Source organism: Phenylobacterium sp., from assembly GCF_030651755.1.
In the GTDB taxonomy this organism is placed as follows: Bacteria; Pseudomonadota; Alphaproteobacteria; order Caulobacterales; family Caulobacteraceae; genus Phenylobacterium.
This window is the reverse complement of the sequence record NZ_JAUSBZ010000046.1, coordinates 1-13,309: the sequence shown is the minus strand read 5'-3', so window position 1 is coordinate 13,309 and position 13,309 is coordinate 1. Positions and strand designations below refer to the sequence as shown.

General features: G+C 67.8%; 15 protein-coding genes. 2 read left to right on the top strand and 13 right to left on the bottom strand.

What is annotated here, in order from left to right:
- The 4 genes from Q7V15_RS04385 to Q7V15_RS04370 form a co-directional block, all read right to left on the bottom strand.
- On the bottom strand, positions 1-352 hold a 352-nt coding region (locus tag Q7V15_RS04385; RefSeq protein ID WP_304754080.1), incomplete at its 3' end, for a hypothetical protein.
- Positions 353-430: 78 nt separating this feature from the next.
- Positions 431-964 (bottom strand): hypothetical protein, encoded by a 534-nt coding sequence (locus tag Q7V15_RS04380; protein WP_304754078.1) that lies wholly within the window; start codon positions 962-964, stop codon positions 431-433.
- 68 nt (positions 965-1,032) lie between these two features.
- On the bottom strand, positions 1,033-1,464 hold the full coding sequence (arfB, locus tag Q7V15_RS04375; RefSeq protein WP_304754076.1) for an alternative ribosome rescue aminoacyl-tRNA hydrolase ArfB: 432 nt from the start codon (positions 1,462-1,464) through the stop codon (positions 1,033-1,035).
- 106 nt (positions 1,465-1,570) lie between these two features.
- A complete protein-coding gene (locus Q7V15_RS04370) occupies positions 1,571-2,056 on the bottom strand; it encodes a Fur family transcriptional regulator (RefSeq protein WP_304754075.1) in 486 nt (161 codons plus the stop codon).
- A 101-nt stretch (positions 2,057-2,157) separates the two neighbouring features.
- Between Q7V15_RS04370 and Q7V15_RS04365 the strand changes: the two genes are divergently transcribed.
- Positions 2,158-4,221 carry a TonB-dependent receptor gene (locus Q7V15_RS04365; RefSeq protein WP_304754074.1) on the top strand — a complete coding sequence of 688 codons (2,064 nt, stop codon included), beginning with the start codon at positions 2,158-2,160 and terminating at the stop codon, positions 4,219-4,221.
- Between the two features lie 79 nt (positions 4,222-4,300).
- Here the strand turns inward: Q7V15_RS04365 and Q7V15_RS04360 are convergent, their stop codons facing one another.
- From Q7V15_RS04360 to Q7V15_RS04350, 3 genes are all read right to left on the bottom strand, one after another.
- Positions 4,301-5,140, bottom strand: coding sequence for a DUF4167 domain-containing protein (locus tag Q7V15_RS04360; RefSeq protein WP_304754072.1), 840 nt, complete (start codon positions 5,138-5,140; stop codon positions 4,301-4,303).
- A 249-nt stretch (positions 5,141-5,389) separates the two neighbouring features.
- Complete coding sequence (gene prmC / locus Q7V15_RS04355) at positions 5,390-6,259, bottom strand: peptide chain release factor N(5)-glutamine methyltransferase (protein ID WP_304754070.1); 870 nt, start codon at positions 6,257-6,259, stop codon at positions 5,390-5,392.
- Complete coding sequence (locus Q7V15_RS04350; RefSeq protein WP_304754068.1) at positions 6,256-7,059, bottom strand: MOSC domain-containing protein; 804 nt, start codon at positions 7,057-7,059, stop codon at positions 6,256-6,258. The genes prmC and Q7V15_RS04350 overlap by 4 nt, the downstream gene beginning before the upstream one ends.
- Before the next feature lie 224 nt (positions 7,060-7,283).
- Between Q7V15_RS04350 and Q7V15_RS04345 the strand changes: the two genes are divergently transcribed.
- Positions 7,284-8,357: a YihY/virulence factor BrkB family protein gene (locus tag Q7V15_RS04345; protein WP_304754066.1), complete on the top strand. Its 1,074-nt coding sequence runs from the start codon at positions 7,284-7,286 to the stop codon at positions 8,355-8,357.
- On the opposite strand, the gene prfA is transcribed toward Q7V15_RS04345, so the two are convergent.
- The 6 genes from prfA to Q7V15_RS04315 all read right to left on the bottom strand — a co-directional run.
- Complete coding sequence (gene prfA / locus Q7V15_RS04340) at positions 8,354-9,430, bottom strand: peptide chain release factor 1 (protein ID WP_304754065.1); 1,077 nt, start codon at positions 9,428-9,430, stop codon at positions 8,354-8,356. The genes Q7V15_RS04345 and prfA overlap by 4 nt on opposite strands.
- A gap of 144 nt (positions 9,431-9,574) precedes the next feature.
- Positions 9,575-9,868 (bottom strand): hypothetical protein, encoded by a 294-nt coding sequence (locus tag Q7V15_RS04335; protein ID WP_304754063.1) that lies wholly within the window; start codon positions 9,866-9,868, stop codon positions 9,575-9,577.
- A 35-nt stretch (positions 9,869-9,903) separates the two neighbouring features.
- Entirely contained in the window at positions 9,904-10,407 is a 504-nt protein-coding gene (locus tag Q7V15_RS04330; protein WP_304754061.1) for a hypothetical protein, read from the bottom strand.
- Positions 10,408-10,446: 39 nt separating this feature from the next.
- Complete coding sequence (gene ispG, locus Q7V15_RS04325) at positions 10,447-11,589, bottom strand: flavodoxin-dependent (E)-4-hydroxy-3-methylbut-2-enyl-diphosphate synthase (RefSeq protein WP_304754059.1); 1,143 nt, start codon at positions 11,587-11,589, stop codon at positions 10,447-10,449.
- Positions 11,590-11,756: 167 nt separating this feature from the next.
- Positions 11,757-12,749: a RodZ family helix-turn-helix domain-containing protein gene (locus Q7V15_RS04320; protein WP_304754058.1), complete on the bottom strand. Its 993-nt coding sequence runs from the start codon at positions 12,747-12,749 to the stop codon at positions 11,757-11,759.
- 151 nt (positions 12,750-12,900) lie between these two features.
- Positions 12,901-13,309 (bottom strand): putative PEP-binding protein (locus Q7V15_RS04315; RefSeq protein WP_304754056.1); only part of this gene is annotated, 409 nt, incomplete at its 5' end.

The following is a 13,309-nucleotide window of genomic DNA, read 5'->3' as shown; positions in this document are numbered from 1 at the left end:
CGGCATAGATGTCGGCCAGGGTCAGGCCGAGCAGCACGCCATAGAAGACCGCCAGCCCCTGCCATTCCCGTCGGCTCGACGGCCGCGCCTTCAGCAGGACCGCCACCTGGCCGGCGATGTTCAGACCATGGGCGGCCAGCCAGCGCTTGTCGCCGCCGTCCAGCAGCAGGCCGGCGCCCGCCGACATCTCACGAAGGCCGAGGGTGCGGACCATGGAGGCCTCTCCCAACCCTGTCCCCCCGGCGATGGCGGCGGGACGGGCGGTCTTGATGAGACCGATGACGAGGCTCGCCAGGCCCAGCGCATAGATGGTCGGGCGGGCGGTGGCGGGGGTTTTGGGAAGCGAGGCCATGGACCAGAAAGGACGACGCCCGCCGCCGGGTTCCGGCGACGGGCGAAATCTGGTTTCACGCTTGCGTCAGGCGCAGGCCTAGAGGTCGATGGGGCTGATCCGGCCACCGCGGGTGACGACCCGACGCATGATGGCGACGCTTTCACCGGCCCCGGCCGAGGGCCGCGCCACGGTGATCACGAACCAGGCGCCGTCAGGCAGGTTGGAGAAGCTGAAGCGGTCGGCGGCGTCGCAGGTGGTCCGCCGGACGAAGGAAGAATAGTCGTCGTTGGGCGCCGAAGGGGTGCGGGCGCGCACCTCGTCCGCTGGCAGGGCTGCGGCTTCCGGCGAGGAATAGAGGATGGTCATCCGCCGACGGGTCCAGGGGGTCTCCGGCGTCAGCACGACACCGGCGCCCGAGCAGGTGAAGCGGCTCGCGCCCTGCCGATAGGTCAGCCGGCCATCAATGGTGTTGCGGCCGGGCACCGCGGACCAGGAGAAGTCCTCCTGACGGAAGACGGTCGGCGACGGCGCGGCCATTCCAGGGGGCGGTGGCGGCGGACCCATGGTGGGGGCGCAGGCCGTAGCCAGGGCGAGCGTGGCGGAGACCGCCATGATGCGAAGCTTGGACATGGAGCGACCATAATTAAGGACTGTGACAGAAGCCAACACTAGATGCGTCAACCCGACGCAGGCCTGGCCTAGTCATCACCACCAGGGCGCCCTCGGCCGGCCTTGACCACCCCCCGGCGGGTCTTGCTTTCCAGGCGGCGCTTCTTGGAGGCCAGGGTGGGCCGCGTCTTCTTCCGGGGGGGCGGCGGGGGTTCGGCGGCCTTGCGGATCAGCTCAATGAGGCGATCCTGGGCGTCGGCCCGGTTCCGTTCCTGGGTGCGGAAGCGCTCAGCCAGCAGGATGAGCACACCCTCCTGGGTCAGCCGCCGGCCCGCCAGCCGGGCGAGCCGGGCGCGGACGGGCTCGGGCAAGGTGGGCGAGTTCCAGACATCGAACCGCAGCTCCACAGCGGTGGAGACCTTGTTGACGTTCTGACCGCCGGGCCCCGAGGCGCGCACGAAGCGGAGGCTGATCTCGTCCTCTTCGATGGCCAGGGTGTTGGTGATCTTCAGCGGCGGCATGTTCGCGAGCGACCTGTGGCGGGTCTGCGGTCCCGAGGAGATCGGGAAACTAACCGCTAAGGGGACGGCGAGGAACGGCTGACCGGACGGCCGGGGACTCAGACCTTCAGGATTCAACCTTGCAGGCGGGGCAGAGGCCGCGGGCCTCCAGGGTCACGGTGCGCACAGCGTAGCCCGCGGCCTCCGCGGCGGCGAACTGCGGGGCGAAGTCCGGTTCAAATTCCTGGGCCGCGCCGCAGCACTCACAGATCAGGAAGGCGGCCCGATGGCTCGTCCCCTCCATCCGGCAGGGCACATAGGCGTTCAGGCTCTCGATCCTGTGGGCGAACCCCAGGCGCTCCAGAAAGTCCAGGGCGCGATAGACGGTCGGCGGCTTGGCGGGCTCTCCGTCCTGGCCGTAGGCCGCAATGAGGTCGTAGGCCTTCATCGGGGCGTCGGCCTCAAGAAGGAGCTCCAGGACCCGGCGCCTGGGCGGGGTCAGACGTTCGCGGGTCCGCTCGCACTTGGTGGCGGCGGCGGCGACGGCGTCGGCCAGGGCGAGCCCCTCAAGTCCAGGGTGCGCGCTTTCGGTGTGGTGGCAATCGAGTCCCATGCAGACCAGCTAATCATCTCCGTTTTTCGGCGCAACCGACTTGACGTCCAGTTATGTTATTTCATAACGCATACTTCCCGGTTCCAGAACAGGTCGTCGCCATGCGCAAGTCTCTTCTCCTCACATCTGCGGCCCTGATCGCCGTCGCTGCGGGCCCGGCCTTTGGCCAGGTTTCCGGCCGTGGCGCGGAGGTGTCTGAGGTGGTGGTGACCGCAGCCCCCTATGTGGTCTCCCTGGACTCGGTGACCACCAGCGTCGATGTGCTCAATCGCGATGACCTGGACGCCGCCCCCGCTGGAGGGCTCGGCGAGGCGCTTGGCGACCTGCCCGGCGTGCGCTCCAGCTTCTTCGGGCCTGGCTCCAGCCGCCCGGTGATCCGCGGCCTGGCCGGTCCCCGGGTCCTGGTGCTCACCAACGGCGTTGGGATGGTGGACGCCAGCGCCCTGTCGCCGGACCACCAGGTGGCGGTTGATCCGCAGGAGGCTCGCCGGATCGAGGTCCTGCGGGGGCCTGCGGCGCTGGCCTATGGTGGCTCGGCCATCGGCGGCGTCGTCAACGTCATCGACGACCGGATCTCCGAAACCACTGTCGACGGCGTCGAAGGCCGGGTGCTGGGCGCCATTTCCAGCGCCGACACCGGCGAGATGGCTTCCGGCGCCCTGAAGGCTGGGGTGGGCCCCTGGGTGTTCAGCCTGGACGCCATGCGCCGTCAGACCGAAGACTATGATGTGCCCGTGCCGGCGGAATCCCGCCGTCAGCTCGCCGCGGACGGCGAACCCTTTCTGGGCCGACAGGCGAGCACGGTGGAAAACACCGCGGTCACCCTCGACTCCTATGGGGCAGGCCTCTCCTATGTGGGCCAGCGCGGCTTCCTCGGCCTATCGGTCAAGCAGACCGAAAGCCGCTATGGCGTCCCCGGCCACGCCCATGAGCATGGCCATGACGATCATGATGACGACGATGACCACGATCACGATCACGACCACGACGAGGATCACGGGGACGACGAGGGCGTCCGGATCAATCTGAAGCAGACCCGCTATGACCTCCGCGGCGGGCTTGATCTGGCGCTTGGCCCCTTTGAACGCCTCCGGTTCTCCGGCGGCTATGCCGACTATGAGCATGTGGAGATCGAAGACGGCGCGCCGGCCACCCGGTTTGCTTCCGAGGGCTGGGAAGGCCGCCTGGAGTTGGTTCAGGCCGAGCGGAACGGCTGGCAGGGCGCCGTGGGTCTTCAGGCTCTGACCCGCGACCTCGTCGCCGAGGGCGAGGAGGCCTATGTGCCGCCGGTGGAGATCAACGAGGCGGGCATCTTCACCCTGCAGCGTCTGGATCGTGGGGCCTGGGGCGTGGAGGGTGGCCTGCGGGTGGATCGCCGCACCCTTGAAACCGCTGCGGCCAAGGCGGAATTCGACAATGTCTCAGCCAGCCTCGGGGCCTTTATGCGGCCGGCCGAGGGCTGGTATGCCGGGGTCAGCCTGTCGCGCACCGCCCGGGCGCCTACGGAGGCCGAGCTGTTCGCCGATGGGCCACACATCGCCACCCGCACCTTCGAGCTTGGCGATGCGAGCCTGAAGTCGGAAATCTCCTATGGCCTCGACGCCACGCTGCACTATGACGGCGGCCCCTGGGATATCGACCTGCACGCCTTCGCGGTCCGCTATGAGGGCTTCATCGACCTGCGGCCTACGGGCGACGAGGACCATGAGAGCGACCTGCCGATCTTCGCCTATCGCCAGACCGACGCCGAGTTCTGGGGTGGGGAGGCCGAGGTCGCCTATCGCCTGTGGCAGGACGGGGACCGCAGCTTCACCCTGGAAGGGGCGGCTGACTATGTCCGTGGCGACACCGACCTTGGCGCGCCAGCCCGCATTCCGCCATGGTCGGCGACCGGTCGGGCCATCTTCGCCACCAGCTGGTGGACGGGGAAACTTGAGCTGCGCCAGGTCGGCGAGCAGACCCGCGTCGCCGAGGGCGAGTTGCCGACGGACGGCTACCGTATGCTCAACGCCTCCCTGGTCGTGAGGCCGACCGACGGCTTCAAGGTCTTTGTCGAGGGGCGCAACCTGAATGACGCCGAGGCCCGCGAGCACGTCTCCTTCCTGAAGGACCTGGCGCCGCTGCCGGGCCGCAGCTTCCGCATGGGGGTCGGTTACACCTTCTAGGTTCGCCCCATCTGGCCGAACGAAAAGAACCCCGGAAGCCAGGCTTCCGGGGTTCTTCATGTCAGATCAGCGGGGCCGATCAGGCCTCTTCAGTCTCGTTCGCCGGGGGCGTGGCGCCCTCGCCACCCTCGAAGCTGCGCGGGGCGCGGCGACGGCGGGGCTTGCGAGCGGGCTCGTCGCCCTCGGCCTTGGGTTCAGGACTGCGGGCCTGCAGGAAGGCCGGAGCTTCGCTGGCGCCGCCCTCGGCGTCCCTCAGCATGGGGCCGTCAGGTGCGGGGGCCTCCGCCGCCGGCGGGCTTCCCAGGGGCGAAGCCTGGGGCTCCACCACCGCCATGGGATCACGTTCAGGGCGGTCGCCCCGTTCGCTGCGTTCTCGACGTTCGTCGCGTTCGCGCCAACGGTCGCGGCGGGGCGGTCGGTTTTCGTCCCGGCGCGCCTCGTCCCGACGATTGTCGTCCCGACGGTTCTCGTCGCGGCGACCCTCGTCTCGACGGCTGTCGTCGCGTTCGCGGGTGTTACGAGCTTCGCCCTCGGCCTCAGCCTCGGCCTCTGGCGGGTCCGACGCATAGGGCAGGCCCTGGCCGCTCTCGTCCTCGAAGTCGATGTCGAGGCCCGAGGTCACCTGGTCCCGTCCCAGAATCTCGCTGGGGGACCGCTGAGGCTGCATGGCCCGCAGCAGGCGGAAATAGTGTTCGGCGTGCTGGAGATAGTTCTCGGCCAGAACCCGGTCGCTGGACGAGGTCGCGTCCCGAGCCAGCTGCTGGTACTTCTCGAAAACATGCTGGGCGTTGCCCCGCACCTTGACGCCGTCGGGGCCGTTCGAATCGAAGGCGCGGTTCGCGTTGTGCTGCTGGGGCTTATTCCCGCCGCCTCCGCGATTGCGTCCGCGCTGACGCTTCATGCCCTTGAAATCTCTCATATTCGGTAACCGTCTTGCGCCGCGTCCAGGGCTTGCCCTGTAGGACGTGCGGCTGCGTGAGCCTCATCTCGGGATCGGGCTTTTGGCCCAAGGTTCCGTGTTGAAGACGTAAATTATCCCCGTCATCCGCCCGGACCTGGGAGCGCCCGTCGTAACGCGGCGCCTGCCGGCTTGGCCGATGTCCCGATTTCTGGGATCCAGGCCTGTTTCACCGGCGATTTGGGTGGAGACAATTAGGCATGTAGCGGCTCAGGCCTGAGTTTCCAAGGCTCTTTTTTCGCCGAGCACCACCCGGTCCAGTCCGGCAAGGTCCTGCTGGGTGCTTACCCCAAGGGCGCCGGCCTCCTGGAACAGAGCTTCGACCGCCGCCTTCTGGTCGTAACCAATCTCGACGGCGAAGCGACCCCCCGGTTTCAGCACCCTAAGGATTTCCGGCGCCAGGCGCCTGTAGGCCTCCAGGCCGTCCGGCCCGCCATCCAGGGCCAGGCGCGGTTCGTGCACCCGCACCTCCGGCTCCAGGGTCTCGATGACGTCGGTGGCGATATAGGGCGGGTTGGCGGTGACGATGTCGAAGCTGGCGTCCGACAGGCCGTGGGCCCAGTCACCGCGCAGCAGGGCGCAGCGTCCGGCCAGTCCCAGATGGGCGGCGTTGTCCCGGGCCACCGCCAGGGCGTCCTCGGACACGTCCACCCCCAGACCGCGGGCGTTGGGGCGCTCGGCCAGGATGGCCAGCAGGATGGCGCCGGAGCCCACCCCGAGGTCGAGGATCGACAGGCGGTCGGGCTCCGCGGTCGCCTTCAAGACGGCGTCCACCACGCACTCGGTGTCCGGGCGCGGGGTCAGCACGTCCGGAGTCACCTGCAGCATGATCTTCCAGAAGCCCTTGCGTCCCAGGATGTGGCTGACCGGCTCGCGCCGCGATCGGCGGGCGAGATAGTCCTCCAGCCGCGCCTCCTGTTCCGCGCTCAGCGGCCGATGGGGGTCGGTGACGATATCCAGTCGCGTGGCGTCGGCGGCGGCCTCCACCAGGAGGCGGGCGTCGATGACGGGGCCCGACAGGCCCACCGCCTCAAGCCGCGCCTTGGCCAGGCCCCAGGCCTTCAGCAGGGTCAGGCTCATGCTCCCAAGCTCCCGGCGGCGCGCTGCGGGATCTCTTCGGCCCCGGGCTGGCTGCAGGCGTCTCCAAGTCCGACTAGTCCGTCCCGGGTGATGTGGACATAGACGCCGCAGAACATGTGGCCATAGTGCTCGAAGAGGGCCTTGGTGATCTCCATGTCGCGCATCCCCGTGGCAGGATCCACATCCGGGGCGGCGCATCGGATGATCGGTTTGAACACCTGGGCCTGAGCCCAGCCGATCATCATCCTGGCGCCGGTCCACTGATTTTCCGCCCAGGCTGGCCAGCCGTCCACATAGATGTTGGCGCGAAAGCGCAGGGGATCGATCTCCCGCCCCAGCTTCTGCTCCAGGTCGCGCAGGCTGGCGAGGTTGAGGACGGAGACATCCCCCCTGGGATGATCCATGAAGCGGTGGCCCGGCGCCTGGACGACCTTCAGAGGTCCACGGGTCTCTTCGCCAAGCAGGCGGGTCAGCCAGTCGGCGAAGGCCTGCCGTCCAGCTTCGTCAGCCATGGAGACAGACAGATCGGGCAGGCCGGGCGCGCTGGCGCTCAGGGTCTGGGTGTCGTCGTCAAAATGGGTCGAGGCCCGCGCCACCTGGGGCAGGGCGGCCAGCACGGCGAATTTCTGCTTCGGCACAAAGGCCGGCGCGGCGGGATCAAAACCGGACGGTCCGGTCTCCACCGCATAGAGGCGGTCGCAGGGGAAGGGCGCGCCGACGTTCAGCTGCGCGCCTCCCAGGCGTTCGGGGGTGAATCCCTTGACGGGATGGCGATAGAGAGCTGCGACATGTCCGGCCATGCGTTCTCTGTTGCCGCAAGGCGTGCGGCCTCACAAGGGGAACGGCAGGGCTTGTTGAGGGTTTGATGGGGAACGTCATGCCCGGTTCCAACCCCAACGCCCCAAAGCCCCCCCTGGGGTCTACAATGTTGAAGCGCGGCCTGGCGGTCGCGCCGTGGGTCGCCTTGGCCGGCTTGGCGCTTTGGCGCCAACGTCCTGCCGCGCCTGAGGCAGAACCCCCTGGGATGAGCCGGCCCGCGGCCACCGACCCCGAGCAGATCGCGGCGGAGGAACCCGGCCGAGGCCGGCTGGCCGGCGATCCCCGAGACATTCCCCGGCGCGGCTGGAAGGATGTGATCTGGCGCACCATCGCCGAGATCAACCGCGATCAGATTCCCCGGGTGGCCGCAGGCGTCACCTTTTTCACCCTGTTGGCCATCGTGCCGGCCCTGGCGGTGTTCGTCTCCCTCTATGGCCTGTTCGCCGACATTGCTCAGGTCCAATCCCAGCTGGACCAGATGGCCCAGGTGATCCCCGCGGACGTGGTCAACATTCTGGGCGAGCAGATGGTCCGACTCGCCGTTGAGCGAAAAGCCAATCTGAGCCTGGCCTTCGCCTTCAGCCTGCTGATATCGGTCTGGACCGCCAGCAACGCCGTGCGCGCCCTCGTCGAGGGGGTGAACATCGCCTATGGGGAGGTTGAGAAGCGCAATATCGTCCAGCTCATGGCGCTGACCTATGCGGCCACCTTCGGCGCCCTGACCTTCCTGATCCTGGTGACTGGCCTGCTTGTGGCCGCCCCGCTCGTCATGAAGGTGTTGGGGCTGGGCGGCATCGCCGGGATATGGATTCCGCTGAGATGGGCGATCCTGCTGGCCGTGGCGGCCCTGGCCTTCACCCTGCTCTATCGCTACGGCCCCTGTCGCGCCCGTGCGCGATGGCGGTGGGTCATACCCGGCGGGGTCTTCGCTGCGGTGGTCTGGCTGGGCGGCTCCTTGGTCTTCTCCTGGTTCCTGAACAATGTCGCCCGCTATGACGCCACCTACGGCTCCCTGGGGGCGGTGATCGGCTTCATGATGTGGATCTGGATCTCATCCATGATCGTTCTCGTCGGCGCCGAGCTGAATGCAGAGATCGAGCACCAGACGGCCTTGGACTCCACCACCGGCCCAGATGCGCCCATAGGCGAGCGGGGCGCGGTCATGGCCGACACGGTGGGCAGGTCCTTGAACACCACCCTGATGGAAGCCTTGAAGCGGTTACGCAAAGGCGGCTCAGGGCTTCTTGATCGGTTCCGCGCGCGGCGGACGGGATCCTAGCCGAGCTCGTCCTCGAGCGCCGCCAACCGCCCGGCCTGATCCTCGGCGATCAGGGGCTCGATCACATCGTCCAGGCCCTCGCCCTCGATGATCTTGGGCAGGTTGTAGAGGGTCAGATTGATCCGGTGATCCGTCACGCGGCCTTGCGGAAAATTGTAGGTGCGGATGCGTTCGGAACGGTCCCCGGACCCGACCTGGGTCTTGCGAGCGTCGGCCCGGGCCGTGTCCAGGGCTTCGCGCTGCTGGTCATAGAGCCTGGCCTTCAGCACCTTCAGGGCGCGGGCCCGGTTCTGATGCTGAGACTTTTCTGAGGAGGTCACCACAATGCCGCTGGGCAGGTGGGTGATGCGCACCGCGGAGTCGGTCTTGTTCACGTGCTGGCCGCCTGAACCTGAGGCCCGGTAGGTGTCGATCCGCAGGTCGGCGTCGTTGATCTCGATCTCCACATCCTCCACCTCCGGCAGGACGGCGACGGTGGCCGCCGAGGTGTGAATACGTCCCCCGGCCTCGGTTTCCGGCACCCGCTGGACCCGGTGGACGCCGCTTTCGAACTTCAGCCGGCCGAACACCCCGTCGCCGGTGATGGCGGCGATGATTTCCTTGTAGCCGCCGACCTCGCCCTCGGAGACGGAGTCGATCTCCACCCGCCAGCCGCGGGTCTGGGCGTAGCGCTGGTACATGCGGAACAGGTCGCCGGCGAACAGGGCGGCCTCGTCGCCGCCGGTGCCCGCCCGGACTTCCAGGATGGCCGAGGCGTTCTCGTCCTTGTCCTTCGGCGCCAGCAGCAGGGCCACCTGGCGTTCCAGTTCCGGCAGACGGGCGTTGAGCTCGGCCAGTTCTTCGCGGGCGAGACCGGCCATCTCCCGGTCGGCCGCGGCGGCCATCTGTTCCAGGTCCGGGGCCTCGGCCCTGGCCTTCAACAGCGTCTGCACAGCTTCGGCCACGGGGCGCAGCTCGGCATGCTCCTTGGACAGCCGGACGATCTCTGCGCCGTCAGCGGCCGCGCCCATGCGCGCCTCGATCTCATGATAGCGGTCGAGCACCTGGTCGAGCCGGGCCTGGGGAAGTCGCACGTTGAATTGTCACCTGAACATCTGGGGACGCCTATCTAGCGTCGCGCGCGGTCCGGGACAAACGCCCCGCGCCGATCGGCGGCTGGGACCCTATCGGATTGTGAGAAAGGGCCGCGCCGGATGGGGCGCGGCCCTGCCTGTCTCTTAGGCGCGGACGCCGCTCATCGGCGCGGAGCCGAAGGCGCCGAGCTTCACATTGCCGTTCATGGTGTCGCCGGAGACCGTGGCTTCGAATTCCAGGGTCATGGGCATGGGCGAGGTGATCTGGGTGGACCAGGTCAGGGTGTCGCCATTGACCTTACCCTCGACCGACTGGGTGCCCATCTGGCCCGAGGTGGTGCCGGTGAAGGTGTCGCCATTGGTGGTGATGGCGGCGTCGACCGTCTGAGCCCCCATCGGCGTGTTGATCGTGATCTTCCAGTTGCCGTCTGCGGACATGAGGTCCTCCCCTTTGTTGTGGAGCCGGCACCTAATCAAGAGGCGGAGGGTCGCGCAAGCATGACCCTAGCGTCATCTTTGGCTGCCGGAGCGCTTTCACCCATGGGAACGCCGACCTTTTGCAGCTGCGCAATCAGGCCGATCAGCCGGCTATAGGTCTCATTGGCGTCCGACAGCATCTCCGAACGGGTGAAAACAGCCGAGGGCACGACCAGTCCGCCCGCTCGCCGCTCCAACAGTCCGGTCTCGATCAGTGACTCCACATAGGCGTCCTGGATCGGACGGGGCAGACAGAGGTGGCTGGCGAGGTCGGCGTCGCTGATGGGCCGCCTTTGGCTGTCAGGGGGTATGTCGTGCAGCGTGGCGTAACGATCGCTCACCCCCCGCAAATGGCGCGTATTGGCCGTCCAGACGCCGGTAAAGACCAGCAGGGCGATCACGTCGCCGCCTCGGCGCCGCGCCATGTCGCTCAGGATGTCGATAAACTCATACGCCAGGATGCGTGTGGTAAGGCGGCGGTTGTCCGGGGGAGTGGTCATGAAACCAACCTGGAAAAAGGGGCGTTCTCGCCCCGCACACTACTCTGCGGCGGCTAGAGAATTGGTTTCGGCCGCCGCCAGTTCCGCCGCCCGGGCCTCCACGAGCTCGACGATGTGGTCGACCATATGCTCGTTGTCCATCTTATGGTCGGGCTTGCCGGCCATATAGATCATGCCTGAACCCTTGCCGCCGCCGGTGAAGCCCAGGTCGGTCATCAGAGCCTCGCCGGGGCCGTTCACCACACAGCCGATGATGGACAGGCTCATGGGCGTGGAGATATGCGCCAGGCGTTCCTCCAGGGCCTCCACCGTCTTGATGACGTTGAAGCCCTGCCGGGCGCAGGACGGGCAGGCGATGATGTTGACGCCCCGGTGCCGCAGGCCGAGCGATTTCAGGATGTCGAAGCCGACCTTGATCTCTTCGACCGGGTCGGCGGCCAGACTGACCCGGATGGTGTCGCCGATGCCGGCCCACAGCAGGGAGCCCATGCCGATAGCGGACTTCACGGTGCCCGTGCGCAGGGCGCCGGCCTCGGTCACCCCCAGGTGCAGGGGGCAGTCGATGGCCTCGGCCAGCATCTGATAGGCGGCCACCGTCATGAAGACGTCTGAGGCCTTCACGCTGATCTTGAACTCGTGGAAGTCGTGGTCCTGCAGGATGCGGGCGTGGCTCAGCGCGCTCTCGACCATGGCCTGGGGGCAGGGCTCGCCATAGCGCTCCAGCAGTTCGCGCTCCAGCGAGCCGGCGTTGACGCCGATGCGGATCGAGCAGCCGTAGTCCTTGGCCGCCTGGATCACTTCGCGCACGCGGTCGGGCGAGCCGATGTTGCCGGGATTGATCCGCAGGCAGGCTGCGCCGGCCTTGGCCGCCTCGATGCCCCGCCGGTAGTGAAAGTGGATGTCCGCCACCAGGGGGACCTTCGCCGCCTTGGCGATGGTGGCGAAGGCGGCGGTGGAATCCTCGTCCGGGCAGGAGACCCGGACAATGTCGGCGCCGGCCTCCTCCAACTGGCGGATCTGGTCGATGGTCGCGGCCGCATCGGAGGTCAGCGTATTGGTCATCGACTGCACGGTGATCGGGGCGTCGCCCCCCACCTCCACGGAGCCGACGCGGATCTTGCGGCTGGTGCGCCGCTCTATGCTGCGCCAGGGGCGGAGGTGGGTATGATCGTGCTGGGTCATGACCGTTGGAAAATAGCCCCTTGCAGGGGAATTCCCAAGCCTCCAGGCGTGCGACGGGTGGGGCTGCTCCAGATCGCGGCCTGATGCGCCCAGCCGCAACGCCCGAAGCCTATCGGGGCGCTCCGACGGCCGTCCTGCCGCGCCTGGATCCTGGCGAAGCCGGCGCCTCAGTCAGCCAGTCGGCTGACCGGAGTCTGATTGGCGGGCAGCAGCCCGCGGGTCTCTCCGCCTACGAACACCTGGAAGGCGCTCGGCTCCGAAACGTCGATGATCAGCCCTCTCATCTGCGGGGCGCCATAGGCTTCACCCGCGGCAAGCTGTCGGGCGAAATAGACCGAGCCGTCCGCGCCCCGGACGATCAGGGCGGCCGACTCCCGAGCCTGCAGCACCACCGCGGCCGTAGCCGGGGGCGCGCCATAGACCTCTCCATCCGCCTTGAAGACGGCCGGCAGGTCCGTGGGGGCGGCGGCGACCTGGACATTCCGCGCCCGGGCCGCATTGGACGCGATCACCGCGTCGGCCGACCCGCCTGCGGCGGCGGCGACGTCGAGACCAGGGGTCTCATAGAGCTTGGGTATGGTGGATTCCACCGGCGCCGGCAGCGGCGCGCCCAGGGCCAAGGGGCCCTGGGGCTCGATCGGAGGCGCGACCTGTTCAGGGGAGGCGGCGGCCACGGGGGCGGCGGGCGCCTGGGCGTCCTGGATACCCCGTTGGGCGAAGTTCCAGGCGACAGTGGCGCTGATCACCAGAATCCCGGCCACGATGGCGACGCCCAGGCGTCTGTCGCCGGTCCGGCGGACCCCGACGGGCTCACGCAGATCATCATCCGTCGCCGGCTCTTCGGCCTTGAAGCGGGAAACTGCGGCTTCGGCTTCCAGGCCCAGGGCCCGGGCATAGGCCCGCACATAACCTATGGTGAAGGGCCGCGACGGAAGGTCCTCAATCCGCATCTCTTCGATCGCGGCGAGATAGGCCCGGCGAATCCGGGTGGAGTCGGCGACATCCTGGAGGGAAAGGCCGCGGAATTCCCGCGCCGCCTTCAGGGCCGCGCCGATGTTGGGACCAGAATCGAGGGTGGGCATATAGGAGTCGATAATGGTGGCCCGAGAGCCCTCAAAGCTCACGTTCAAGTCGCCGACTCGGCCGGTATCGAGCGCCATGTCTGTGCGCCGCCCTCAAACTAAATTTGCCGCGACCGAAGGTCGCCACCCGCCCTGTCCGTTTGCCACGGAACTGTTAATTTCCCTTTTAGCATAACGCGATAGCGCGCGGAACTCAATGTCGGCCTGTGGTTGATTCTCCACGGTCAAGCTATACCGACAGGTAGAGTTTCCGGGCCAGGGTCTCGATCTCATTGCGCACCGAACCGCCGGTCCCACGGATCAGGGCGGTGACCCCGCGGTGGGCCGCCTCCCGGTCGCAGGACAGCACCATCTGCTTGACGGGGCCTATGCCAGCCGGCGGCATGGACAGGCGTTCATACCCCAGCGCCACCAGGGTGAAGGCCTCCAGCGGGCGGCCGGCCATCTCCCCGCAGACCGACACCGGCGTGCCCGTATCGGCGCAGGCCTTCTGGATCTCGGCCAGGACCCGCAGGGCCGGGGGCGACAGCGGATCATAGCGGTCGGCCATGCGGGCGTTGCCCCGATCGGCGGCGAACAGATACTGCAGAAGGTCGTTGGTGCCGACCGAGACGAAGTCGGTCATGGGCAGCAGGGCG

Coding starts and splice junctions, on each gene's coding strand:
- Q7V15_RS04380 (WP_304754078.1), bottom strand. CDS start 964: ATGTCCAAGCTTCGCATCATGGCGGTCTCCGCCACGCTCGCCCTGGCT.
- arfB (WP_304754076.1), bottom strand. CDS start 1,464: ATGCCGCCGCTGAAGATCACCAACACCCTGGCCATCGAAGAGGACGAG.
- Q7V15_RS04370 (WP_304754075.1), bottom strand. CDS start 2,056: ATGGGACTCGATTGCCACCACACCGAAAGCGCGCACCCTGGACTTGAG.
- Q7V15_RS04365 (WP_304754074.1), top strand. CDS start 2,158: ATGCGCAAGTCTCTTCTCCTCACATCTGCGGCCCTGATCGCCGTCGCT.
- Q7V15_RS04360 (WP_304754072.1), bottom strand. CDS start 5,140: ATGAGAGATTTCAAGGGCATGAAGCGTCAGCGCGGACGCAATCGCGGA.
- prmC (WP_304754070.1), bottom strand. CDS start 6,259: ATGAGCCTGACCCTGCTGAAGGCCTGGGGCCTGGCCAAGGCGCGGCTT.
- Q7V15_RS04350 (WP_304754068.1), bottom strand. CDS start 7,059: ATGGCCGGACATGTCGCAGCTCTCTATCGCCATCCCGTCAAGGGATTC.
- Q7V15_RS04345 (WP_304754066.1), top strand. CDS start 7,284: ATGAGCCGGCCCGCGGCCACCGACCCCGAGCAGATCGCGGCGGAGGAA.
- Q7V15_RS04335 (WP_304754063.1), bottom strand. CDS start 9,868: ATGTCCGCAGACGGCAACTGGAAGATCACGATCAACACGCCGATGGGG.
- Q7V15_RS04330 (WP_304754061.1), bottom strand. CDS start 10,407: ATGACCACTCCCCCGGACAACCGCCGCCTTACCACACGCATCCTGGCG.
- ispG (WP_304754059.1), bottom strand. CDS start 11,589: ATGACCCAGCACGATCATACCCACCTCCGCCCCTGGCGCAGCATAGAG.
- Q7V15_RS04320 (WP_304754058.1), bottom strand. CDS start 12,749: ATGGCGCTCGATACCGGCCGAGTCGGCGACTTGAACGTGAGCTTTGAG.